This is a genomic window from Bradyrhizobium sp. Leo114 (genome assembly GCF_055229415.2).
The window spans coordinates 122,994-145,280 of record NZ_JBUYEN020000003.1 but is presented as its reverse complement, the minus strand read 5'-3'; the positions used below and the strand labels follow the sequence as shown (position 1 = coordinate 145,280).

The 22,287-nt window shown below is 62.9% G+C and carries 20 protein-coding genes; 7 read left to right on the top strand and 13 right to left on the bottom strand.

All coding sequences use genetic code 11. The features are described 5' to 3' along the window. Positions 1-103 precede the first annotated feature (103 nt). Positions 104-1,288: an acyl-CoA dehydrogenase family protein gene (locus ACZIRK_RS04950; RefSeq protein ID WP_130226674.1), complete on the top strand. Its 1,185-nt coding sequence runs from the start codon at positions 104-106 to the stop codon at positions 1,286-1,288. 181 nt (positions 1,289-1,469) lie between these two features. After that, positions 1,470-2,609: an acyl-CoA dehydrogenase family protein gene (locus ACZIRK_RS04945; RefSeq protein ID WP_130226673.1), complete on the top strand. Its 1,140-nt coding sequence runs from the start codon at positions 1,470-1,472 to the stop codon at positions 2,607-2,609. Between the two features lie 257 nt (positions 2,610-2,866). Here ACZIRK_RS04945 and ACZIRK_RS04940 read toward each other — a convergent pair whose 3' ends face one another. The 13 genes from ACZIRK_RS04940 to ACZIRK_RS04880 all read right to left on the bottom strand — a co-directional run bounded on the left by ACZIRK_RS04940 (position 2,867) and on the right by ACZIRK_RS04880 (position 15,652). Then, positions 2,867-3,907: an amino acid ABC transporter substrate-binding protein gene (locus ACZIRK_RS04940; protein WP_130226672.1), complete on the bottom strand. Its 1,041-nt coding sequence runs from the start codon at positions 3,905-3,907 to the stop codon at positions 2,867-2,869. Between the two features lie 52 nt (positions 3,908-3,959). Continuing rightward, positions 3,960-4,553, bottom strand: coding sequence for a L,D-transpeptidase (locus ACZIRK_RS04935; RefSeq protein WP_130226671.1), 594 nt, complete (start codon positions 4,551-4,553; stop codon positions 3,960-3,962). Between the two features lie 159 nt (positions 4,554-4,712). Beyond that, positions 4,713-4,841, bottom strand: a complete 129-nt coding sequence (locus ACZIRK_RS04930) for a DUF2474 domain-containing protein (RefSeq protein WP_130226670.1) — start codon at positions 4,839-4,841, stop codon at positions 4,713-4,715. Beyond that, a complete protein-coding gene (gene cydB, locus ACZIRK_RS04925; RefSeq protein ID WP_130226669.1) occupies positions 4,841-5,854 on the bottom strand; it encodes a cytochrome d ubiquinol oxidase subunit II in 1,014 nt (337 codons plus the stop codon). Before cydB ends, ACZIRK_RS04930 begins: the two co-directional genes overlap by 1 nt. After that, positions 5,851-7,257 carry a cytochrome ubiquinol oxidase subunit I gene (locus ACZIRK_RS04920; RefSeq protein ID WP_130226668.1) on the bottom strand — a complete coding sequence of 469 codons (1,407 nt, stop codon included), beginning with the start codon at positions 7,255-7,257 and terminating at the stop codon, positions 5,851-5,853. The genes cydB and ACZIRK_RS04920 overlap by 4 nt, the downstream gene beginning before the upstream one ends. Before the next feature lie 161 nt (positions 7,258-7,418). After that, positions 7,419-7,976 carry a thioredoxin family protein gene (locus ACZIRK_RS04915; RefSeq protein ID WP_130226682.1) on the bottom strand — a complete coding sequence of 186 codons (558 nt, stop codon included), beginning with the start codon at positions 7,974-7,976 and terminating at the stop codon, positions 7,419-7,421. 11 nt (positions 7,977-7,987) lie between these two features. After that, complete coding sequence (locus ACZIRK_RS04910) at positions 7,988-8,689, bottom strand: cytochrome c biogenesis CcdA family protein (RefSeq protein WP_130226667.1); 702 nt, start codon at positions 8,687-8,689, stop codon at positions 7,988-7,990. A gap of 234 nt (positions 8,690-8,923) precedes the next feature. Further along, entirely contained in the window at positions 8,924-9,103 is a 180-nt protein-coding gene (locus ACZIRK_RS04905) for a hypothetical protein (RefSeq protein WP_130226666.1), read from the bottom strand. 167 nt (positions 9,104-9,270) lie between these two features. Then, positions 9,271-9,882, bottom strand: a complete 612-nt coding sequence (locus tag ACZIRK_RS04900) for a sigma-70 family RNA polymerase sigma factor (RefSeq protein WP_130226665.1) — start codon at positions 9,880-9,882, stop codon at positions 9,271-9,273. Between the two features lie 260 nt (positions 9,883-10,142). Further along, the gene (locus ACZIRK_RS04895) at positions 10,143-10,880 is read right to left on the bottom strand and encodes a response regulator (RefSeq protein ID WP_130226664.1); all 738 of its coding nucleotides are present in this window, start codon (positions 10,878-10,880) and stop codon (positions 10,143-10,145) included. Next, on the bottom strand, positions 10,877-12,622 hold the full coding sequence (locus ACZIRK_RS04890; RefSeq protein ID WP_130226663.1) for an ATP-binding response regulator: 1,746 nt from the start codon (positions 12,620-12,622) through the stop codon (positions 10,877-10,879). The genes ACZIRK_RS04895 and ACZIRK_RS04890 overlap by 4 nt, the downstream gene beginning before the upstream one ends. Then, positions 12,592-14,607 carry a sensor histidine kinase gene (locus ACZIRK_RS04885; protein WP_463327068.1) on the bottom strand — a complete coding sequence of 672 codons (2,016 nt, stop codon included), beginning with the start codon at positions 14,605-14,607 and terminating at the stop codon, positions 12,592-12,594. Before ACZIRK_RS04885 ends, ACZIRK_RS04890 begins: the two co-directional genes overlap by 31 nt. An 85-nt stretch (positions 14,608-14,692) precedes the next feature. After that, complete coding sequence (locus ACZIRK_RS04880; RefSeq protein WP_051396679.1) at positions 14,693-15,652, bottom strand: TRAP transporter substrate-binding protein; 960 nt, start codon at positions 15,650-15,652, stop codon at positions 14,693-14,695. 248 nt (positions 15,653-15,900) lie between these two features. Here ACZIRK_RS04880 and ugpB point away from each other — a divergent pair, with 248 nt between their 5' ends. The 5 genes from ugpB to ACZIRK_RS04855 all read left to right on the top strand — a co-directional run bounded on the left by ugpB (position 15,901) and on the right by ACZIRK_RS04855 (position 22,167). Continuing rightward, positions 15,901-17,211 carry a sn-glycerol-3-phosphate ABC transporter substrate-binding protein UgpB gene (gene ugpB, locus ACZIRK_RS04875; protein WP_130226662.1) on the top strand — a complete coding sequence of 437 codons (1,311 nt, stop codon included), beginning with the start codon at positions 15,901-15,903 and terminating at the stop codon, positions 17,209-17,211. Positions 17,212-17,315: 104 nt separating this feature from the next. Next, a complete protein-coding gene (locus ACZIRK_RS04870) occupies positions 17,316-18,269 on the top strand; it encodes an aminoglycoside phosphotransferase family protein (RefSeq protein WP_463327027.1) in 954 nt (317 codons plus the stop codon). 230 nt (positions 18,270-18,499) lie between these two features. Beyond that, positions 18,500-20,116, top strand: a complete 1,617-nt coding sequence (locus ACZIRK_RS04865; protein ID WP_463327026.1) for an ABC transporter substrate-binding protein — start codon at positions 18,500-18,502, stop codon at positions 20,114-20,116. Positions 20,117-20,244: 128 nt separating this feature from the next. Continuing rightward, positions 20,245-21,258 carry an ABC transporter permease gene (locus tag ACZIRK_RS04860; protein ID WP_028163415.1) on the top strand — a complete coding sequence of 338 codons (1,014 nt, stop codon included), beginning with the start codon at positions 20,245-20,247 and terminating at the stop codon, positions 21,256-21,258. Positions 21,259-21,267: 9 nt separating this feature from the next. Beyond that, positions 21,268-22,167, top strand: coding sequence for an ABC transporter permease (locus tag ACZIRK_RS04855; RefSeq protein WP_463327025.1), 900 nt, complete (start codon positions 21,268-21,270; stop codon positions 22,165-22,167). Positions 22,168-22,287: the final 120 nt, after the last annotated feature.

Genomic DNA, 22,287 nt, shown 5'->3' with positions numbered 1-22,287 from the left:
CCGTTCCGGCCTCGCGGCCACCGGCGCCAGGCGCAGGGAGATATTGAATTCCACGGTCCGGCGGCTAAGGTCGTTTCAACAATTCGTCAGATGGAAACGCGCCATGGCCGATCTTGAGAAATTCCGCAGCGAAACCCGCGCCTGGCTGGAGCAGAACTGCCCGCCGGAGATGCGCAAGCCCATGACCTCGGACGGTGACACGTTCTGGGGCGGCCGTAATGCAAAGTTCTCCTCCGAGCCGCAGCGGGTCTGGTTCGAGCGGATGCGCGACAAGGGCTGGACGGTGCCGCATTGGCCGAAGGACTATGGCGGCGGTGGGCTCGATGGTGAGGAAGCCAAGATCCTGCGCCAGGAGATGACGGCGATCGGCGCGCGGCAGCCGCTGACCTCGTTCGGCATCTCCATGCTCGGGCCGGCGCTCCTCAAATACGGCACGGAGGAGCAGAAGAGAGAGCATCTGCCCAAGATCACGGCCGGCCTGATCCGCTGGTGTCAGGGCTATTCCGAGCCGAACGCCGGCTCCGACCTCGCCTCGCTGCAGACGCGGGCCGACAGCGACGGCGATGATTTCATCATCAACGGCCAGAAGATCTGGACCTCCTATGCCAACTATGCGGATTGGATCTTCTGCCTGGTGCGCACCGATCCCGCTGCGAAGAAGCATGACGGCATCAGCTTCATCCTGTTCGACATGACCTCGAAGGGCGTGTCGACCAAGCCGATCCTGTTGATCTCAGGCTATTCGCCGTTCTGCGAGACCTTCTTCGACAATGTGCGGGTGCCGAAGTCGCATGTTGTCGGCACCATCAACCGCGGCTGGGACGTTGCAAAATATCTGCTGCAGCACGAGCGCGCGATGATCTCGGGGATGGGCGAGCGCGGCGTCGGCCGTCCGCTCGGCCAGATCGCGGCTGATTCCATCGGTGCCGACGCGCAGGGACGGCTGGACGACGCGGTGCTGCGCAGCCAGATTGCGAGCTTCGAAATCGATGAAGCAGCACTCGCTGCGGCCGCCGAGCGCGCGGTTGATCTCGCCAAAGCGGGGCAGGCGCATCCGGCATTTTCCTCGGCGATGAAATATTACGGCACCGAGCTCAACAAGCGCCGCTACGAGATCCTGATGTCGGCCGGCGGCATCGATGCGCTGGAATGGGAAAGCGAGCGCTCCCGCGGCGGCGCGCGGCCGCGCGCCTGGCTGCGCACCAAGGCCAATTCGATCGAAGGCGGCACGTCGGAGGTGATGCTCGGCATCGTCGCCAAGCGCATCCTCGACCTGCCGGGAGCTTAACTTCACCTCTCCCTGAAAGGGAGAGGTCGGCGCGCTCGGCAGCGCACTTGCGCGCCAGAGCGCGACGGGTGAGGGTCAGCCACAGACACGGAGCAAGCGGCAGACCCCCACCCAACCTCCCCCTTGCAGGGGGAGGAGTGCAACGGAAACATTCATCGTCTCAGGTTTTCGGATTCAGTCTATGGCCCTCATCCTCACCGAAGAACAATCCATGCTGCGCGACAGCGCGCGCGGCCTCATCAGCGACAAGGCGCCGGTCTCGCATTTGCGCCAATTGCGCGACAGCAAGGACGAAACCGGCTTCTCGCGCGAGCTCTGGAAGACCTTTGCCGAGATGGGCTTCTCCGGCCTGTTGGTATCAGAACAATTCGGCGGCAGCGGGCTCGGCGCGGTCGAGGCCGGGATCGTGATGGAGGAGATCGGGCGCACGCTGATGCCGTCGCCGTTCCTTGCCACGTCCGTCCTCGCCGCCTCGGCGCTGTCGCGCGGCGGCAGCGAGGCGCAGAAAGCGCAGCATCTGCCCAAGATCTCCGACGGCTCGCTGCTGGCCGCGCTCGCGGTCGACGAGGGCGCCAAGCATCGCCCGCTGCAGACCAGCATACAGGCGGTACGCAGCGGCAACGGCTTCAAGCTGAATGGCGACAAGGCGCTGGTCGTCGACGGCCACACCGCGGGTCTGTTGATCGTCGCGGCCCGCACGGCCGGCAGCGCCGGGGAGAGCAACGGGGTGACGCTGTTCCTGGTCGATCCCAAGGCAAAGGGAATTGCGACCGAGCGCACCATCATGGTGGACTCGCACAACGCTGCGCGCATTGTGTTCGATAATGTCGAGGTCAACGCCGACAGCGTATTAGGGGAGGTTGATCAGGGTTATCCGCTGCTCGAAGGCGTGCTCAATATCGGCCGCGGCGCGGTCGCGGCGGAAATGGTCGGCCTGAGCGAGGAGGTGTTCGGCCGCACCGTCGCTTACCTGAAGGAGCGGAAGCAGTTCGGCAAGCCGATCGGCGAATTCCAGGCGCTGCAGCACCGGGCCGCCCAGCTCTATATCGATATCGAGATCACGCGCGCAGCGGTGCTGAAGGCGTTGCAGGCGCTCGATGCCGATGCCGCCAATGCCGGCAGCGCGGTCGCAGTTGCAAAAGCGCGCGCTGGCACCACGGCAACGCTCGCGGTGCAGGAAGGCGTGCAGATGCATGGCGGCATGGGCATGACCGATCAGTTCGACATCGGCTTCTTCATGAAGCGCGCCCGCGTCTGCCAGGAATTGTTCGGCGACAGCAATTTCCACGCCGATCAGTTGGCGAGGGCGAAGGGGTATTGATGGAGTTACCCTCATTGCAATGAGGGTGGGAGCCAATGCTTCGGTGCGCGTTGATGTGCCCTCGCCCCTTGTGGGAGAGGGCTGCTCCGCCGTCAGCAACTGATACGCTTGGGTGAGGGGTCTCTCTCGACGCACGCCGACGTTCGCGGAGGCAACCCCTCATCCGGCGCTTCGCGCCACCTTCTCCCACAAGGGGAGAAGGGAAGCGCGAGACGTCGATGCGGTTCGGAAGCTCGCAATGACGGCGTGCGAGACCTTTACCGGATCGGAGGCGCATATTGGATGCCGCCGGCGTTCCAGAGCTGGTTGAGGCCGCGCGGGATCTTCAGCTTCGACTCGCTGCCGACATTGCGGTCGTAGATCTCGCCGTAGTTGCCGACGTGGCGGATGATGCGGGCGGCCCAGTCCTTGGTCAGGCCGAGGTCCTCGCCATAGGAGCCTTCGGTGCCGACCAGCCGCATCACCTCGGGCTTCTTCGATTTCAGCGCCTCATCGATGTTCTTCGACGTGATGCCGAGCTCCTCGGCGTTGATCATCGCATACAGCGTCCATTTCACGATCATCATCCAGTCGTCGTCGCGCAGCCGCACCACGGGCGCGAGCGGCTCCTTGGAGATGATGTCGGGCAGGATGACGTGATCGTTGGGCTTGGAGAGGTTGAGCCTGAGCGCATAGAGCTGCGAGGCATCGGCGGTGATGGTGTCGCACTGCCCGCTGTCATAGGCTTTGACGACATCCTCGAGCTTTCCGAACTTCATCTCCGTAAATTTCATATTGTTGAGACGGAAATAGTCGGCGAGGTTGAGCTGCGTCGTGGTCTCCCCCTGCACGCAGACCTTGCTGCCGTTCAAGTCGAGTGCGGAGTCGATGTTGCGCGAGCGCGGCAGCATGAAGCCTTCGCCGTCATAATAGGCGACGGCGGGGAAATAGAGGTCGTAATTGGTCTCGCGCGACATGCTCCAGGTCGAGTTGCGCGAGAGGATGTCCACCTTCCGGCTCTGCAACTCCTTGAAGCGCTCGCTGGCATCGAGCGGGATGAATTTCGCCTTGGACGGATCGTCGAAGATCGCGGCCGCCACCGCGCGGCAGAAATCGACGTCGAAGCCGGTCCAGTTGCCCTTCTCGTCGGGGATCGAGAAGCCCGGCAGGCCCTTGTTGACGCCGCACAGCACTTCGCCGCGGCGGATGGTACGCTTCAAGGTCTTGGTGTCGTATCGCTCATAGGCGATGGCGGCGGCGCCGACCAGCACCGCAACCGCGAGCCCGATCAGCAGGCCGCCTCGAAATGTGCGCTTCATTATTTATTTCTCACCAGGTGTAGGTGTCAGGAAGGGAAAAGCGGGCGGGCAGTTACAGTTCGGGCTTCTGCCGGACGATGACCTTGGTGCCGACCGGGACGCGATCATAGAGATCGGCGACGTCGGCGTTGACCAGCCGGAAGCAGCCGGAGGAGATCGCGGTGCCGATGGTGTTGGGCTGGTTGGTGCCGTGGATGCGGTAGACGGTGGTGCCGAGATACATCGCGCGAGCGCCGAGCGGGTTGCCGGGGCCGCCGGCCATGAAGCGCGGCAGGTAGGGTTGGCGTGCGATCATTTCCGGCGGCGGCGTCCAGTCCGGCCATTCCGCTTTACGGGTGATGTTCAGGAGACCCTGCCACTGGAAGCCTTCACGGCCGACGCCGATACCGTAACGGATCGCGCGGCCGTTGCCCTGGATCAGGTAGAGATGACGCTCCTTGGTCGAAATGATGATGGTTCCCGGTGCCTCGTTGGTGCGGTAGTAGACCACCTGCTTGCGCCACTCCGGATCGAGCTCGACATTATCGTCGGGGACAAGGCCTGGCTGATCGCCGACATCGGGCGCCTGGGCCTGGCTTTGCGAGGCCGAAAGCATCAGGCCGCCTGCCGCAATGACCATCCAGATGAGTTGACGAAGTTTCGTCATACAAAGGTCTCCTCGTTGGCCCGCGGCCAAATGCATTGATGCTCCACCCAAATCAGGAAGCATCAAATCTCAGTGGCAGCTTGATGGCAAGTTTGGGGCGGAGGAGATAGCTCGCTGGAATACCTGCGATTTCCGTCATGACCCTGTAGTGCAGCGGTCTTATTGTGGTGCGATCCAGAGCCGCAGGCCGAACGAAATCAACGCCACGGTGCCGACGCCGCTGAGCCAAAGCGCGGCGAACCACATCAGGCGCTTCGCGAGCGGGCGTGGATTCTCCTCGTGCGGCATCAGTGATACCCGCTGCCGGGCCGCACCTTGCCGCGAAACACCCAATATGCCCAACCCGTGTAGGCGAGGATCAGCGGAATCAGGATCGCGACGCCGACCAACATGAAGATCTGGCTGTTGGCAGGCGAGGCCGCCTCCCAGATCGTGATGCTCTGCGGCACGATATAGGGATACATGCTGATGCCGAGGCCGGCATAGGACAGCAAGAACAACGCCAGCGTCAGGAAGAACGGCTGGTAGTCATATTTGTTCGCAAGGCTGCGCAATAGCAGCGCGGTGACGGCCGCCACCGCGAGCGGCACCGGCGCGGTCAGGATGATGTTCGGCCAGGTGAACCAGCGCTGGGTATATTGCACGCTGAGGAACGGGGTTGCGAGGCTGACGGCGACGATCGCACCGAGCATCGCGAACAGTAACGCCCAACTCAATTGATAGGCCTTGTCGCGCAGCGCGCCCTCGGTCTTCATCACCAGCCAGGTCGCGCCCAACAGCGCGTAACCCACCAACACCGATATGCCGGTCAGCACGCTGAACGGCGTCAGCCAGTCCCACCAGCCGCCGGCATATTGGCGGGCCTCGACATGCACACCCTGCAGGATGGCGCCGAGCGCAACGCCCTGGGCCAGCGCCGCGACCAGTGACCCGCCGAAAAAGGCGCTGTCCCAGCGGTTGCGTTCCCTTTGCGTGGTGCGCCAGCGGAATTCGAAGGCGACCCCGCGGAAGATCAAGCCGACCAGCATCGCGATAACGGGCGTATAGAGCGCCGGCATCAGCACGGCATAGGCGAGTGGGAACGCCGCCATCAGCCCGCCGCCGCCGAGCACCAGCCAGGTCTCGTTGCCGTCCCAGACCGGCGCCACGCTGTTCATGATGATGTCGCGATCCGCCTTCCTTGGAAACAGCGGAAACAGGATGCCAAGGCCGAGATCGAAGCCGTCCATGACGATGTAGACGAACACCGCGAAGGCGATGATGAAGGCCCAGACCGTGGCAAGGTCGACCGCGCCGCTCATGACGCGACCTCTGTTGCCGCGGCGGCGGCCGGGGTGATGCCGGCGGCGCGGGCGGGAACGTCACGCGGCGGTCCCGCTTCGCCGGGATGCGGCGGCGCCGCCATCAGCCGCAGCAGATAGATCACGCCCGCCGTGAACACCGCGAAATAGACGATGACGAAAGCGAGCAGCGAGGAGCCGACCGCAGGCGCAGCGAGCGGGGAAGCGGAGTCGGCCGTCCGCAGCAGGCCATAGACCGTGAATGGCTGCCGCCCGGTCTCGGTGGTGATCCAGCCCGCCAGCACCGCGATGAAGCCCGCCGGCCCCATCAGCATTGCGAAGCCGTGCAGAAAGCGCGAGGAATAGAGCTGACCGCGCCAGCGCATCCACGCGCTGAGCAGGCCGAGCCCCATCATCAGGAAGCCGAGCCCGACCATGATGCGGAACGACCAGAAGGTGATCGGTACCGGCGGCCAGTTTTCGCGCGGCACGGTGTCGAGCCCGTCCATCGGCGCGGTCGGCGAATGCTTCAGGATCACTGATCCGAGCTTGGGTATCTCGACGGCGAAGTCGACCCGGCCGGCCGTCTGGTTGGGCCATCCGAACAGGATCAGCGGCGCGCCGTCCTTGTGGCTCTGGTAGTGGCCTTCCATCGCCATGATCTTCACGGGCTGATGCTCCAGCGTGTTCAGCCCGTGCTGGTCCCCGGCCAGGATCTGGATTGGCGCCACGAAAGTCGCCATCCACATCGCCATCGAGAACATCACGCGTGGGCCGGCGAGATGCTGGTCACGCAGCAGATGATAGGCGCCGACCGCGCCGACCACGAGCGCGGTGGTCAGATAGGCCGCGAGCACCATGTGCACGAGGCGATAGGGGAAGGAGGGGTTGAAGACCACCTTGAGCCAGTCGGCCGCCACGAACTGGCCGCTCGCATTGATCGCGTAGCCGGTCGGCGTCTGCATCCAGGAATTGGACGAGAGGATCCAGAATGCCGAGATCAGCGTGCCGATCGCGACCATCAACGTGGCGAGAAAGTGCAGCCTGGGACCGACGCGGTTCAATCCGAACAGCATCACGCCGAGGAAGCCTGCTTCAAGGAAAAACGCGGTCAGGACCTCATAGGCCATCAGCGGTCCGATGACGGGCCCGGTCTTGTCGGAGAAGGCCGACCAGTTGGTGCCGAACTGGTAGGACATCACGATGCCCGACACCACGCCCATGCCGAATGCGACCGCGAAGATCTTCAGCCAGTAGTGAAACAGATTGATGAAGACCTCGCGCCCGGTCCAGAGCCAGAGCGCTTCGAGCACCGCGAGGTAGCTGGCGAGCCCGATCGAGAAAGCCGGGAATATGATGTGAAACGACATCGTGAAAGCAAACTGCGCCCGGGCGAGCGCAACCGCATCCCAGCCTTCGAACATGACACGCTACCCATCGTGAATTACGACGTGAGGTTATCACGCGTCCGATCGTAGTGAAAACATGTCAATATGACCAAGGCAGAGGGAGCGACCCGGCGCGGACCTGGCGCGGACCTGGCGCGCCGGGTTTGACGATAGTACTTTGGTTGTCGCAGAAGCGCTCAACTGTTGGCGTTGAGCAGCCGGGCGACGGTGCGGTCAATCTGCTCGTACTGTCCCTCGCCGTCGTGATGGAATACGATATGTCCATTCTGGTCGATGATGTACTGCGCGGGCCAATACTGGTTGCGGTAGGCATTCCAGGTCTGCGACTCATTGTCCTGCGCCACCGGATAGGTGATGCCGTGCCGTTTCAGCGCGGCCTGGACGTTGGACGCTGAGCGTTCGAACGGAAATTCCGGCGTATGGACGCCAATCACGACGAGACCTCGATTCCTGTACTTGGCGTCGAGCGCAACGACGTGGGGCAGCGTGTTGACGCAGTTCACGCAGCCATAGGTCCAGAAGTCGACCAGCACGACTTTGCCGCGCAGGTCAGCGATGTCGAGCGGCTGCGAGTTGAACCATTTGGTGATGCCGGCAAAATTTGGCGCGCTCTGTTGCGCCGCCGTGACCTTCGCCGCGGGCTCCTGCGCACGAGCGATATGGGGAGCGGTCATGCCGGTCAGGCAAACGGTGCCGATCAGCGCGGATATAAGTGAACGCAGGATCATGGTGATTTCCTTTGAGGTCAAAGGCCGATCTGGCCGTTGGGATAGAAGCTGGTCAGCCACGCCACGATCAGCGTGTCGTATTGGAAGTAGGAGAGGGCCGCGAACGCGATGATGACGACGCCAAAGCCCTGCTGCAGTCGCGGCGCGATCCGCGCAATGCTGCGGATGCGGGTCGTGACGGCCTGACCGCCGTAGGCGATGGCGAGCATCGGAAGCGCCGCCCCGACGGCGTAGACGACAAGCTGCAAGCTGGCCCAGCCGGTATCTTTCGACGTCGCGACAATGGTCAGGATCGAGCCCAGCACGGGCCCGGCGCAGGGCGTCCATACCAGCCCGAGTGTCGTGCCGAGCACGAAGCCGCCGATCAGGCTTTGCGATGGTGTTGCATTGCCCGGCGAACCGCCCGCGGTGAGCCCGGAAATCCGGATCGTCAGCCATTCGAACGGCGCGGGCCAGATCATCAATAGCCCGAAGCCGAGCAACAGGATCGCGGCGCCGGTTCGCAGCACGTTGGGATCGAAATCGAAGGCGCGGGTGATCGCGCTCAGCAGCAACGCCACCATCGAGAACGACATCACAAAGCCGAGCGCGATCATCGCCGGCCGCGCCTTGCTGGTCTGGCCTATCGATCCCCCAAGCAGGATCGGCAGCATCGGCAGGGTGCAAGGCGCCGCGACGGTAACGACACCTGCGAGCAGCGCCAGAACAAGATTCAACATCACGATCGTCCGTCACAACCCGGCCACGCCCAATGCCTGAGCCGGCAGTGTGATGTTGTTCGCGAAGACAAGATCAGACGTTACGTCTGCCTTATTCGGATGTGGTCACGTCTGTGTGAGGCTTCCACGGTGATTGTACGAGCCACAAAAGCAGAGCGACCCGGCTGGGGGGCATCCCGGCCGGGTCGTTGGAGGTCGTCTTGGGAGGTTAGAACTTGAAGATGTAAGAACTCGCTATCTGATCTCGCAGACTTCCGCGGCGCTCTTGGTGCTGCAATCGATAACCTGCTCGCGCACTGGCGTTGCACCGGCATCGCGCTGCGCGCGCGGGGCGACATTCTGGCTCGACAGCGTTGCAAGCGTAGCCACTGCGCCGAGCGGGATGATGAAGAAGCGGAAGGACGGCTTCAGCATGTCGTTCTCCTGTTCGGCGTTGGCGTTGCGTTCGATGGTTAACGTATACAGGCTGAGCTTTTCCGGGTGATGTCGTCGATTGTTTCAATTGTTTCGTGGCCGCCCTCTGGCTCCGAAGACGATCCGTACAATTTCCGGCCTTCCTTACGACATTCCGGATCGCTCCTTCACGCCGCGAGGCTTTCCACGCCGGCGCACCTCAGCAATTCGGCGAGCTGCTTGCGGGCATAGAACATGCGGGTCTTCACCGTGCTCTGGGGAATGCCGATGATCGCACCGGCCTCTTCCACTGACTTCTCGTGATAATAGACGAGGTTGATGATCTCGCGATGCGCCGGCGACAGCTTCGCGACGCAGGCGCGCAGGATCTCGCTGGTCGAGGCGCGGTCGAGCGCGGCTTCCGGCGTGTCGGCGTCGTCGACGATCTCGAGCACTTCTTCCTGCTCGATATCCTCGTGCCGGCGCTGGCGCAGCGCGGTCAACGCCTTGAAGCGGGCGATCGACAACAGCCAGGTGGAAACCTGCGAGCGGCCTTCGAACTGGTCGGCGGTGCGCCAGACGTCCAGGAACACCTGGCTCACGAGATCTTCCGCCACCGTGGTGTCGCGGACCATGCGCAGGACAAAACGGTAGACTCGGACGTTGTGGCGGGAATAGAGCACGTGCATGGCTGTCCGGTCGCCTATGGCGATCTTGCCGAGCAGCATTTCGTCGGATGTCTGGCGTGCAGCGGCGATATGATCGTTGGCTGCAGCGTTGATGGCGACGACGTTCGACATGACAGGCTCCCAGTTCGCCTTGGCGGCTTTCGTTGGGAGAATTGTTAATGAGCCACGGTTTCGGGATGTCTGCGCGAAAAGCGGAAAATGGTTTCATCCGTAGGAGAATTGTTTCGTCGGGGGGCGGGCGACGAAACATTCGGGGCAAAAATGCTAGTAATTTCAATGCGAGGAAAATGGCGGGGAGGTTGCGGATAGGGCGAAACCGAACGGCTCGTTGATACGTTCTCCCGCCCCCAGCATTGGGCGGGCGGTGAAGATCAGGCCTTTTCGCCGCTCGGTGAGAACAGATAGCCGCCGCCGCGGATGGTGCGGATGACCGCGGGCTTGGTCGGATCGATTTCGATCTTGCGGCGGATGCGCATGATCCGGAGGTCGACGGCGCGGTCGAAGGCTTCGGCGTCGCGCGCATTGGCCAGTTCGAGCAGCCGCTCGCGCGACAGCACCCGTTTCGGATTGGCCGCGAACACCTTCAACAGCCCGAATTCGGATGCCGTCAGCGGATGCTCGTTCCCCTCGTCGTCGCGCAGCGCCTGCGCCTGCAGGTCGAGCCATTTGGTGCCGAAGCGGACCAATTGTTCCTTCTCGGTCTTGGCGGCCGTCGCCTCTGGCGCTGCCGCTTTGGCCGGCGTGCTCCGCCGCAGGACCGAGCGGATCCGCGCCATCAATTCGCGCAGCTCGCAGGGTTTTGCCACGTAATCGTCGGCCCCGAGCTCAAGCCCGACCACGCGGTCGATCGGGCTCGCGGTCGCCGTCAGCATGATGACCGGCACATTCATCCGGCTCTTGAGATCGCGGATGATCGACAGCCCGTCTTCCTCGGGCATGTTGAGATCGAGCACCACGAGGTCGGGATGGTTGGTCTCGATCACGCTGCGCAGGCTCTTTCCGCCGTCGCACAGCGTCACGCCAAAGCCGTGCATCTTGAGATAATCACCGACCATTTCGCGGGCCGGTGCCTCGTCATCGACAATGATGATGTGCGGGCTCTGGGTCATGATGTCTCTGCTGTAGCAGGCAATGTAACCGTAAAGATCGAGCCTTGTCCGGGCCCGGGACTCTGTGCCGTTACATGGCCGCCATGCATGTCGATGATGCGCTTGACGATCGAAAGTCCTAACCCGGTCGAACTCTCCCCTGCTGTCGGCTTGGCTGACAGGCGCTGGAACCTGCCGAACAGGCGACCCAAATCCTCCGGCGAGAGGCCGGCGCCCTCGTCGGCGATCCGGATCACCGTGTTGTCGCCCTCATGGGTGACGATCACCGTGATCTTGCCGCCGATTGGTGAGTATTTGATGGCATTGCTGACCAGATTGTCGATTGCCTCGCGAATGCGGTCGGCATCGCACATGGTCACGAAATTCGGCGGTGCGGAGACCGAGATGCTCTGCTGCTTGTTGACTGCCAGCGGCAGGTTCGCTTCGGCGACCTCGTTGATAAGAGCCGCGACATCGACCGGTTCGCGGCGGATGGTGATGTCGAAGGCGTCGGCCATCGCATCCGAGATCAGATGATCGACCATCGACGTCAGGCGCTTGGTGGCATCCCTGATGTGCTCGACCTGGGTCGCGACCGCCTCCTTTGGCGAGCCGGCGCCGATCAATTCGGTCAGCATCTCGGTGCGGCCGAGGATCACGCCGAGCGGGTTCTTGAGGTCATGGGCAACCGTGCCCAGGATCTCGTTCTTGAAGCCGTTGGCACGCTGCAATCTCAGCCATTGCGCCGAAAGCCGGCGGTTGGCCTGCATCAGTGCCCGGGTGCGCTGGGCGACGCGGTCCTCGAGCTGCGTGTTGGCCTCATGAAGCTGCTGGTAAAGGATCACGTTGTCGAACGCGATCGAGAGGCGGCTACTGAAGATCTCGACCAGCGCACGGTCGGTGTCGGAGAGCTGGCGCTCCGCCTGCAACAGCACCACGACTTCGCGGCCGCTGCCGGTGCGCAAATAGAGCACGCTGCGGTGGTCGGCGAATTCGTTCTTGCGACGCTGGAAGGCGGCTTCCACCATCTCGCGCAGATCAGGATCGAGCGATTTCGAGCTGGTGGTGCCGATGAAACGGCTGTAGCAGCCGGAGCCTGCCAGCACTGACAATTCGCTGCCCGCGCCGTCATCGCGCAGCACAAGGATGCCGGCGCACTCGACATTGAGCAGCGAGGCGAGCTGGGTCAGCACGCCCTCGGCAAGCCGCTGCATCGATTTGAAGTCGTAGAGCGTGGAGGCGGCGTCGATGATGATCTCGAGCCCGCGCCTTGTCTGCACCATGCGCTCGAGCTGCTGATAGCTGCGCAGCGCCGCCGTCAACGAGGTGAACAGCTTGTCGGCGGTGAGCTCGGTCTTGGCCTTGTAGTCGTTGATGTCGTATTGGACGATCACGCGCCGCTCCGGCGCCTGTCCCGGCTGTCCGGTGCGCAGGATGATGCGGACGGTCTCGTTCTTGATCTCGTTGCGGATATATTCGACGAGCTCGAGCCCTGCGACGTCGGTCTCCATGATGACGTCGAGCAGCACGGCGGCGATGTCCGGATGCTCCCGCATCAGCTTGCGACCTTCCGCCGCAGAATAGGCCGACAGGATTTCCAGGGTGGCCCCGTTCAGGCTGTAGTCGGACAGCGCGAAGCGGGTCCCTTCATGCACTGCAGCATCGTCGTCGATGACTGCCACTTTCCATTTGCGTGCGGACGAATCTTCCGGTGCGAGCCCGGTGTCGTCGATCAGGTGGAGGACATCGTCCTGTTCGGCCATTGAGCAGTTCCGTCATTGGCTTGGTCCGCGATCGTGGGCTCGCCCGTAGGCTGCCCCTTGGCGATTCTCGGCATGATAATGCGAAAAGTGGTGCCTTGTCCCACCCTTGACTCCAGCACCATGCGACCGCCGAGCTGCTGGGTGACAAGATTATAGACAATATGCAAGCCCAGCCCGGTGCCGCCTTCGTTGCGCCGCGTGGTGAAGAATGGATCGAACGCCTGGCGCTGCACGTCCGGCGTCATGCCGGCGCCGTTGTCGGCGAAGATGATCTCGATGTCGTCGCTGCCGCGGGCCCGCGCTGAAATCGTGATCGTCCCCGATCGCCGGTCGGCGAACGCATGATTGACGGCGTTAACGAAAAGATTAGTTAAAATTTGTCCGTAGGAACCGGGATAGCCGTCGATTATCAGGCCTTCCGGCACGTCGACGGTGAGGGCGATCGCGGCTTTCTTCAGCACCGGCCGCAGGCTGGCGACGATCTGGTCGGTCGCTTCGCTCAAGGAAAACTGGCGGCGCTCGGCATGTGAGCGGTCGACCGCCACCTGCTTGAATGACTGGATCAGTTCGCCCGCACGCTGCAGGTTGGCGACGAGCTGCTGCGCGGCATCGCGCGAGCTTTTCACGAATTCGTCGAGCTTGGAGCGGCGGAGCTGGTCCGATTTCAGCTCGTGCTCGAATATCTCGGTGCGGCGCGCGAAGCTCGAGGCCACCGTCAGGCTGATGCCGATAGGGTTGTTCACCTCATGGGCGACACCGGCGACAAGACCGCCGAGCGCCGCCAGCCGCTCGGCATCGATCAGGTTCTGCTGCGCCGTATTGAGTTCGAGCAGCGCGCTCTCCGCCCGTTCCTTGGCGGCGCGCAATTCGTCCTCGGCCTGGCGCTTGGCGATCGCGTTCTCGCGGAACACTTCCACCGCGCGCGCCATCGCGCCGACCTCGTCCTTGGCATCGGTGCCCAGCACGTGGCGATCGTAACTGCCCGACGTGATGGCGTGCATCGAGGCCATGATCTGCTGCAGCGGCAGGCGGATCGAGAGCGCGATCAGGACGCCCGCGGAAACGATGATGCCGAGGAAGATCACCGCGATCGAGAGCACGCGGCGCGAAATGTCCGACAGCGTCCGGTCGAAGGTCTCCTGCGCCTTCTGCTCGCGCTGGCGCATGTTGATCGAGAGATCGTCGATGACGCCGATGGCGTCGGCCTGGCTGGCGTCGATGGTGTTGCGGAGCAGCTCGGTGCGGCTGGCGAGCTGCTCGGTCAACTTGCCCAATCCCTCGCGCAACGCTTCGGTTCGCTTGTTGAGCCGCGCCAGCGCCAGGCGCTGCAGGTCGTTGTCGGCGAGGTCGATCATGACCGGGATCGTCTTCTCGATCGTCTCGGTGTTGCGGCGGGCCTCTTCGGCGGATGCGCTCGAGAGCGACAGATAATAGGCGTTCGCCGCCACCAGCATCGCGGTGAAAGCCTCGCGGGATTTGCCGAGCGATGGCCAGATCAGCGCGTCGCGATGGCCGGTGGCGCCTTCGATGATGGAGTAGAGACCGGCCATGTCCTTGGCCGGCCCGAGCACCTGCTCCTCATAGGTCTTGGTGATCTTTGCCTGCACGGCGCGCAATTCGCCGAAGCCGTCCAGGAAGCGGCTGGTGACGCGCTCGAGCTGCTCCACCGACCCCGACAGCATCGGATCGGTGGCGGCGCGCGTGGTCAGCGTGCCGAGCACGGCTTCGCGGAGCAGCAGGATCTCGGCGAAAAGCTCCGGGCTCGGCTGGTTGATGTAGCGGTGGATCAGGTTCTGCAGCCGGCTGGTCTCGGTCTCGAGCTTGGCCAGGATCTTGTCGGACTCCCGGACCTGCCGGACATCCTCCCACGCCGAGCGAAGCACGGTGGCGCCGTTCCAGATCAACGCCGCCAGCACCACCACGACCGCCGAGTTCAACAGCGCGATCGACAGGATGCGCCAGCGGATCGGCACCGCCCGCAGCATCTGGACGATCTGCACGCGGCCGCGCGCGGCGAGGCTCGCCTGCCGTCCCACTGCTCCATCCTGTGCGGGTGTTGCCAAGCTTGCTTCACTCCACCTTGCGGATGCGCGCGATCAATGACGCGATCGCGCCGTCGCGCTGCGCTTTGGCATAGAGCCCTGCCATCGCCGCCTCGAACGGCCCGCGGTCGAAATCGCTGACGATCTTCACGCCCGCGGCTTCCGCGCGCTGGCGCGAGCGCTCGTCGAGGTCCTTCCACTTCTCGCGCATGAAGGTGCTGGAGCGCTTCGCGGCTTCGCGGAAAAGCGCCTGGTCTTCGACCGACAGGCTCGCCCACGCCTTTTGCGACATCACCAGCACTTCCGGGCTCATCGTATGTTCTGTCAGCGTATAGAAGCCTGCGAACTTGTAGTGATCGGCGGTGATGAAAGACGGCCAGTTGTTCTCGGCGCCGTCGATCAATCCGGTGGCAAGTCCGGTCTTCACCTGACCGTAGGGCAGTTCAATCGGTTCGGCGCCGAGCGCGCGGATCATGTCCGACATCTGCTGCGACTGCTGGACCCGAATCCGCAGGCCCTTGAAGTCGTCGAGCGAACGGATCGGACGAGCGCTGTTGTAGATCGAGCGCGCGCCTGAATCATAGAAGGCCAAGCCGACGAATCCGTAGGCCTCGAATGAGTTAAGGATCTCGTTGCCGATGGGGCCATCCAGCACCTTCTGCAAATGTTCGACCGAGCGGAACAGGAAGGGCAGCGCCAGCACGTTGGCCGCGGGCACCATGGTGCCGATCAGCGCCACATTGGTGCGGTTGATGTCGATCGCACCCGCCCGCGTCTGCTCCAGCGTTTCTTTTTCCTCGCCAAGCTGCCGCGAATGAAACACCCGCACATGATGACGGCCACCGCTTCGCTCCTCCACCAGGCTGCCCATGTAACGCAACGCCTGGACGGTCGGATAGTCCTCGCTCTGGGTATCGGACGCCCGAAACTCGCGCGCAGCCGCACCCGTTGCGACCGCCGTCAGCAGCAGCGCGATAACAAGCGTCATGGTCCGCGAAAGGCCGGCGCGGCGGTACACAGGCTACAAATCCCCTTGTGATATGGTCTGTGGCAGGAAGAAAAGGTTCAATACGTTTTAGCAGAAGCCTGAAAGATAGCTATCCGACGATCTACGGTTAATCGGCCATTCCGACGCATTGTCGGATTGCAACCGTAACGATGCAGCCTTAATCAGGGGCAAAAGTCATTTTGCTTCTCAAGCGCGAAAGCCTGGATTGGCGCACCGTGACATTGTTTATGAGATTCCTATACCCAGCGGCGCTTGCGACCACTCTCCTCGGATCTCCAGCGCATGCCGCGACCGAGATCATGTGGTGGCACGCGATGTCGGGAGAACTCGGCAAGCAGGTCGAGAAGCTCGCTGCCGATTTCAACGCGTCCCAGTCCGACTACCGGATCGTGCCGAGCTACAAGGGCAACTATACCGAGACGGTCACGGCGGCGATCTTCGCCTTCCGCTCGCGCAGCCAGCCCGCCATCGTCCAGGTCAACGAGATCGCCACCGCCACCATGATGGCGGCTCGCGGCGCGATCTATCCGGTGTTCGAGCTGATGCGCGATCAGTCCGAGCCGTTCCTGCCGTCGGCCTATCTGCCGACCGTGACCAGCTATTACGCCGATCTCAGCGGCAATCTGCTGTCGTTTCCGTTCAACGCCTCGACGCTGATCCTCTATTACAACAAGGATCTGTTTCGCGCCGCCGGCCTCGATCCCGAGGTGGCGCCGAAGACCTGGCCCGAGCTCGGTGCGGCGGCAAAGCGGCTGCGCGCGGCGGGTGCTCCGTGCGGATTCACCACGTCGTGGCCGTCCTGGATCAATGTCGAGAATTTCTCCGCCTTTCACAATGTGCCGATCGCGACCAAATCCAACGGCTTCGGCGGGCTTGATGCGGAGCTCATCTTCAACAATCCGCTGATGGTGAAGCACATCGCCCAGCTCGTGGAATGGCAAGCCACCAAGGTGTTCGACTATAGCGGCCGCGGGCAGTCGGCCGAGCCGCGCTTCCAGAAGGGCGAATGCGGCATTTTCATCGGCTCGTCCGGCACCAGCGCCGATATCAAGGCCAACTCGAAATTCGAGGTCGGCTACGGCATGCTGCCCTATTGGCCTGATGTCGCCGGCGCGCCGCAGAACAGCATCATCGGCGGCGCCACGCTATGGGTGCTGCGCGATCGCCCGCGGCCGGAATATGCCGGGGTTGCGAAGTTCTTCGCCTATCTATCGAAGCCCGAGGTGCAGGCCGCCTGGCACCAGGCGACAGGCTATCTGCCGATCACCCGCGCAGCTTATGAGCTCACCCGCTCGCAGGGCTTCTACGACCACAACCCCGGCGCGGCGATCGGGATCGAGCAACTGACGCTGAAGCCGCCGACTGAGAATTCGAAAGGTATCCGGCTCGGCTCCTTCGTGCTGATCCGCGGCGTCATCGAGGAGGAGCTCGAGCAGGCCTTTTCCGGCAAGCAGTCGCCGCAGGCCGCGCTCGATCTGGCCGTCGAACGCGGTAACCGGCTGCTGCGCCAGTTCGAGCGCGCCAATCCGGACAGGTAAGGGATCGTAGCCCGGATGGAGCGCAGCGCAATCCGGGATGTCTGTATCTGTTCGCGGCATTGCCCCGGATTACGCTGCGCTCCATCCGGGCTACGGTTCTGCGAATGACGATGCCACTGCCCACCTTCCCCGATTACGAAGCCTTTCGCGCCTGGCGTGCTGACCCATCGCGCTGGCTGCCGGTCGCGATGGATATCGCCCGCAGTCACGGAATTGCGTCCACGCCGCCTCACGTCTTCACGACCGGCACCAACCTCGTCGTCGGACTCGGTGATGATCTCATCCTGAAGTTATTCCCACCGCTGCTGCGGGCGCAGTTCGTATCCGAGCGCGGATCGCTCGCGCAGCTTCGCGGACGGCTCAAGATTCCGATTCCGGAGATCGTCGCCGAAGGCGAGCGCGACCGCTGGCCCTATCTCATCATCACGCGCGTGTCGGGTATCCTAGGTGCGGAGGTGTGGCCCTCGCTGCCCGAAGCGGACAAGGAGCGCGTGCTCGCCGAGATCGGCGAGACCATTGCCGATGTTCAGCGCGCGCCGCCGGGCCCGCTGCTTGACATCGAGCCACGCTGGAACGTGTTCATGCGGAGCCAGATGGAAGGTTGTCGTGCCAGGCACGAGCGGCTGGGGCTGGCGCGAAAATTCCTCGACGGGCTCGGTGATCTCTTGCGCGACGCCGCCGAGTTGATCCCGATGCACGAACCGCCGGTCATCCTCACCGGCGAATACATCCCGCAAAACTTCATGTTGACGCAGCGGAGCGGCCGCTGGCACCTTTGCGGATTGATCGATTTCGGCGATGTGCTGGCGGGATGGCGCGACTACGATCTGCTCGGCCCCGGCGCATTCATGGCCGCGGGCCGGCCGGGCCGCGTGCTGAGCCTGCTCGAAGGCTTTGGATATTCCCGCAGCGACATCGATTTCACGCTGAAGCGGCGGCTGATGGCCTTGATGCTGTTGCACCGCGCAAGCGACCTCAACCGGCACATCTGCATCGAGGGCTGGCAAGCGAAGGCTGACGATCTCCTGCAACTGCAGGAACTGATTTGGGCCACGTAAAAGTGACTCGCCTAATAATCGGGCGTTCAAAAATATCCGCCTAATCAATAGGCAAAAACACTGGTTTGTATGCAACGTGGTGTCTGCCAATTGGAGCGTTTGACCCTGCTTCTCTCGATATTCCGAAGCGTTATCAATGCCTTGGGTCTGCGCCAACGCTCCGTTAAGGCTTGGCACAAACCTTGCGAACCTGTTCCTCGCCATTTCCCAGGGGCGTTGGAGCATCACCCATGAAACGTCGCGATTTCCTCAGATCCGTATCCGGATTGGCCGCAAGCGCGATGGTGCCTGCACCGGCGATCTGGTCGCCCGCCAAGGCCGATGCGCGCTCGGAGACGCTTCTGATCGTCTCCGAGGGCGGCCCGAACAATCTCGATATCCATGGCGTCGGCACCAATGTGCCCGGCTATGAAGTGTCGTGGAATTGCTATGATCGCCTGATCACCCACGAGATGAAGAGCGGCCCGGGCGGCGTACCCTATTACGACCGCGACAAGTTCAAGGGCGAACTCGCCGACGACATGAATGTCGGCGACATGTCCGTCACCTTCAAACTGAAGAAGAACGCCAAATTCCACGACGGCACGCCGGTGACGGCAAAGGACGTCAAATGGTCGCTCGATCGCGCGGTCAGCGTCGGCGGCTTCCCGACCTTCCAGATGAGCGCGGGCTCGCTGACCAAGCCCGAGCAGTTCGTCATCGTCGATGACTCCACGGTGCGGGTCGATTTCGCCACCAAGGACCGCCTCACGATTCCAGATCTCGCCGTGATCGTGCCCTGCGTCGTCAATTCGGAACTGGTCAAGAAGAACGCGTCCGAAAAGGACCCCTGGGGCCTCGAATACACCAAGCAGCAGACCGCCGGCTCCGGCGCCTACAAGGTTACGAAGTGGACCGCGGGTACTGAGGTGATCATGGAGCGCAACGACGCCTGGATCGGCGGCCCTGTGCCGAAGATCAAGCGCGTGATCTGGCGCATGGTGCCGCAGGCCGGCAATCGTCGCGCGCTGCTCGAGCGCGGCGATGCCGACATCTCCTACGAGCTGCCGTTCAAGGATTTCCAGGAGATGAAGGCGAACGGCAAGCTCGACGTGGTGTCGCTGCCGTTCTCCAACGGCATCCAGTATATCGGCATGAACGTCACCAAGCCGCCGTTCGACAATCTGAAAGTCCGTCAGGCGGTGGCTTACGCCATTCCCTATCAGAAGATCATCGATGCCGTGCTGTTCGGGCTCGCCAATCCGATGTTCGGCGCGAAGGACAAGCCGACCGAAGTCGCCTGGCCGCAGCCGCACAAATATTACACCGATATCGAGAAGGCCAAGGCGCTGATGGCGGAGGCCGGCTATCCGAACGGCTTTGAGACCACGATCTCGTTCGACCTCAATTTCGCAGGCGTCAACGAGCCGCTCTGCGTGCTGGTGCAGGAGAGCCTGGCGCAGATCGGCATCAAGACCACCATCAACAAGGTGCCCGGCGCCAACTGGCGCACCGAGTTGACCAAGAAGGAAATGCCGCTATTCACCAATGTATTCTCGGGCTGGCTCGATTACCCCGAATACTTCTTCTATTGGTGCTATCACGACAACAATTCGATCTTCAACACGATGAGCTACAAGTCGCCGGAGATGGACAAGTTCATCGACGGCGCGCGCAAAGCTGCCGCGCTCGGCGACGCTGCCGCCTACGATGCCGACGTCAAAAGCTTCGTCGATCTCGCCTTCACCGACATCCCGCGCATTCCGCTGTATCAGCCGTTCGTCAACGTGGCGATGCAGAAGAACATCTCCGGCTATCAGTACTGGTTCCATCGCCGCCTAGACTATCGCGCGATGGCGAAGGGGTGAGTGGGCGAATGGTGAGTGGCGAATAGCGAATAGGGAGTAGCGAATGTGACCAACGGCCGCGAACATCCATTCGCTACTCGCCATTCGCTATTCGCCAGCACGCCATTCGCCAGCTCGGAGCGCTCCCCATGCTGACGATGATTGGCAAGCGGCTGATGTTCGCGATCCCGAGTCTGATCGGGGTCGTCATTGTCACTTTCCTCCTGACGCGCGCGCTGCCGGGCGATCCGGCCGCGTATTTCGCCGGTCCCGCCGCGACCAAGGAGGCGGTCGAGCAGATCCGCAAGAAACTCGGTTTCGACCGGCCGCTGATCGAGCAGTTCTTCCGTTACACCAGCGATCTCGCTCATGGCGATTTCGGCACCTCGCTCACGACCGGCCAGCCGGTCGCGACCGAACTCCGCAATCGCCTGCCGGCGTCCGCTGAATTGACGCTGCTTGGCCTTTTGGTGTCGGTCGCGATCGCGATCCCACTCGGCGTGCTCGCAGCGACGCGCCCTGGTTCCTGGATCGACCATCTCTGTCGCGTCACGACGACGGCAGGCGTCTCGCTTCCGGTGTTCTTCACCGGCCTCGTGTTGGTCTACGTCTTCTATTTCCGGCTTGGCTGGTCGCCGGCGCCGCTGGGGCGGCTCGACGTGTTCTACAGCGCGCCGCCGACCGTGACCGGCTTCTATCTGATCGACACGCTGATCGCCCGCGATTTCGAAGCGTTCCGCTCGGCGCTCAGCCAGCTCGTCCTTCCGGCGACGACGCTTGCGATCTTCTCGCTGGCGCCGATCGCGCGCATGACCCGCGCCTCGATGCTGGCGGTGCTCGCCTCCGACTTCGTGCGCACCGCGCGCGCCAGCGGCCTGTCGCCAGGCACCGTGATCGTCACCTACGCCTTCCGCAACGCGATGCTGCCGGTCATCACCACGCTCAGCATGGTGTTCTCGTTCCTGCTCGGCGCCAACGTGCTGGTCGAAAAAGTGTTCGCCTGGCCCGGCATCGGCTCCTACGCGGTGGAAGCGCTGATATCGTCGGACTTCGCGCCGGTGCAGGGCTTCGTGCTGACCATGGCGGTCATGTATGTGCTGCTCAATCTCGTCATCGACATTCTCTACGGCGTCATCGATCCGCGTGTGCGGCTGGAAGGGTAGGGGTGAAGCATGAGCACCGTTGCGCCTGTCGTTGAGCCCGTCGGTCCGGCGCGGACCTCGGGGCTGTCAGCCATCTTCGAGCACGCGCGCTATGTGCTCAGCGAGAACAAGGTCACCGGCTTTGCCTTTGCGCTGCTGATCTTGATCCTGTTCGCCGCGCTGTTCGGCCCCTATGTCGTGCCTTACGATCCGCTCGCGAGTGATACGTCGGCGGCGCTGAAACCGCCGTCGGCGGCGCACTGGTTCGGCACCGATCAATTGGGCCGCGACATCTTTAGCCGCGTCATCGTGGCAACCAGGCTCGATACTTTCATCGCGGTCGCTTCCGTCGTGCTGGTGTTCCTGATGGGCGGGCTCGCAGGCATCGCGGCCGGTTATTTCGGCGGCTGGACCGATCGCATCGTCGGCCGCATCGCCGACACCATCATGGCATTCCCGCTGTTCGTGCTGGCGATGGGCATCGTCGCTGCGCTCGGCAATACCGTGCAGAACATCATCATCGCCACCGCGATCGTGAATTTCCCGCTCTATGCCCGTGTCGCCCGCGCCGAGGCCAATGTCCGCCGCAATGCCGGCTTCGTGCAGGCGGCGCGGCTCTCCGGCAATGGCGAATACCGCATCCTGCTGGTGCATATCCTCCCGAATATTATGCCGATCATGATCGTGCAGATGTCGCTCACCATGGGTTACGCGATCCTGAACGCTGCCGGCCTTTCCTTTATCGGCCTCGGCGTCCGGCCGCCGACCGCCGAATGGGGCATCATGGTCGCCGAAGGCGCCGGCTTCATGGTGTCAGGCGAATGGTGGATAGCGCTGTTCCCTGGGCTCGCGTTGATGATCGCCGTGTTCTGCTTCAACCTGCTCGGCGACGGCCTGCGCGACATCGTCGATCCGCAGCGGAGGACGTAATGGCCGCACTCTTTCAGTTGATCGTCATTGCCGGGCTTGACCCGGCAATCCATCGCGCGAAGCGCAGCGTTGACCTTCCGATGGATGCGCGGGTCAAGCCCGCGCATGACGAGCTGAGAA

Bases quoted from the DNA above. Each gene is read 5' to 3' on its own strand.
- ACZIRK_RS04950 (WP_130226674.1), top strand. From the start codon at position 104: ATGGCCGATCTTGAGAAATTCCGCAGCGAAACCCGCGCCTGGCTGGAG.
- ACZIRK_RS04945 (WP_130226673.1), top strand. From the start codon at position 1,470: ATGGCCCTCATCCTCACCGAAGAACAATCCATGCTGCGCGACAGCGCG.
- ACZIRK_RS04940 (WP_130226672.1), bottom strand. From the start codon at position 3,907: ATGAAGCGCACATTTCGAGGCGGCCTGCTGATCGGGCTCGCGGTTGCG.
- ACZIRK_RS04935 (WP_130226671.1), bottom strand. From the start codon at position 4,553: ATGACGAAACTTCGTCAACTCATCTGGATGGTCATTGCGGCAGGCGGC.
- ACZIRK_RS04930 (WP_130226670.1), bottom strand. From the start codon at position 4,841: ATGCCGCACGAGGAGAATCCACGCCCGCTCGCGAAGCGCCTGATGTGG.
- cydB (WP_130226669.1), bottom strand. From the start codon at position 5,854: ATGAGCGGCGCGGTCGACCTTGCCACGGTCTGGGCCTTCATCATCGCC.
- ACZIRK_RS04920 (WP_130226668.1), bottom strand. From the start codon at position 7,257: ATGTTCGAAGGCTGGGATGCGGTTGCGCTCGCCCGGGCGCAGTTTGCT.
- ACZIRK_RS04910 (WP_130226667.1), bottom strand. From the start codon at position 8,689: ATGTTGAATCTTGTTCTGGCGCTGCTCGCAGGTGTCGTTACCGTCGCG.
- ACZIRK_RS04905 (WP_130226666.1), bottom strand. From the start codon at position 9,103: ATGCTGAAGCCGTCCTTCCGCTTCTTCATCATCCCGCTCGGCGCAGTG.
- ACZIRK_RS04900 (WP_130226665.1), bottom strand. From the start codon at position 9,882: ATGTCGAACGTCGTCGCCATCAACGCTGCAGCCAACGATCATATCGCC.
- ACZIRK_RS04895 (WP_130226664.1), bottom strand. From the start codon at position 10,880: ATGACCCAGAGCCCGCACATCATCATTGTCGATGACGAGGCACCGGCC.
- ACZIRK_RS04890 (WP_130226663.1), bottom strand. From the start codon at position 12,622: ATGGCCGAACAGGACGATGTCCTCCACCTGATCGACGACACCGGGCTC.
- ACZIRK_RS04885 (WP_463327068.1), bottom strand. From the start codon at position 14,607: ATGCTGCGGGCGGTGCCGATCCGCTGGCGCATCCTGTCGATCGCGCTG.
- ACZIRK_RS04880 (WP_051396679.1), bottom strand. From the start codon at position 15,652: ATGACGCTTGTTATCGCGCTGCTGCTGACGGCGGTCGCAACGGGTGCG.
- ugpB (WP_130226662.1), top strand. From the start codon at position 15,901: ATGAGATTCCTATACCCAGCGGCGCTTGCGACCACTCTCCTCGGATCT.
- ACZIRK_RS04870 (WP_463327027.1), top strand. From the start codon at position 17,316: ATGACGATGCCACTGCCCACCTTCCCCGATTACGAAGCCTTTCGCGCC.
- ACZIRK_RS04865 (WP_463327026.1), top strand. From the start codon at position 18,500: ATGAAACGTCGCGATTTCCTCAGATCCGTATCCGGATTGGCCGCAAGC.
- ACZIRK_RS04860 (WP_028163415.1), top strand. From the start codon at position 20,245: ATGCTGACGATGATTGGCAAGCGGCTGATGTTCGCGATCCCGAGTCTG.
- ACZIRK_RS04855 (WP_463327025.1), top strand. From the start codon at position 21,268: ATGAGCACCGTTGCGCCTGTCGTTGAGCCCGTCGGTCCGGCGCGGACC.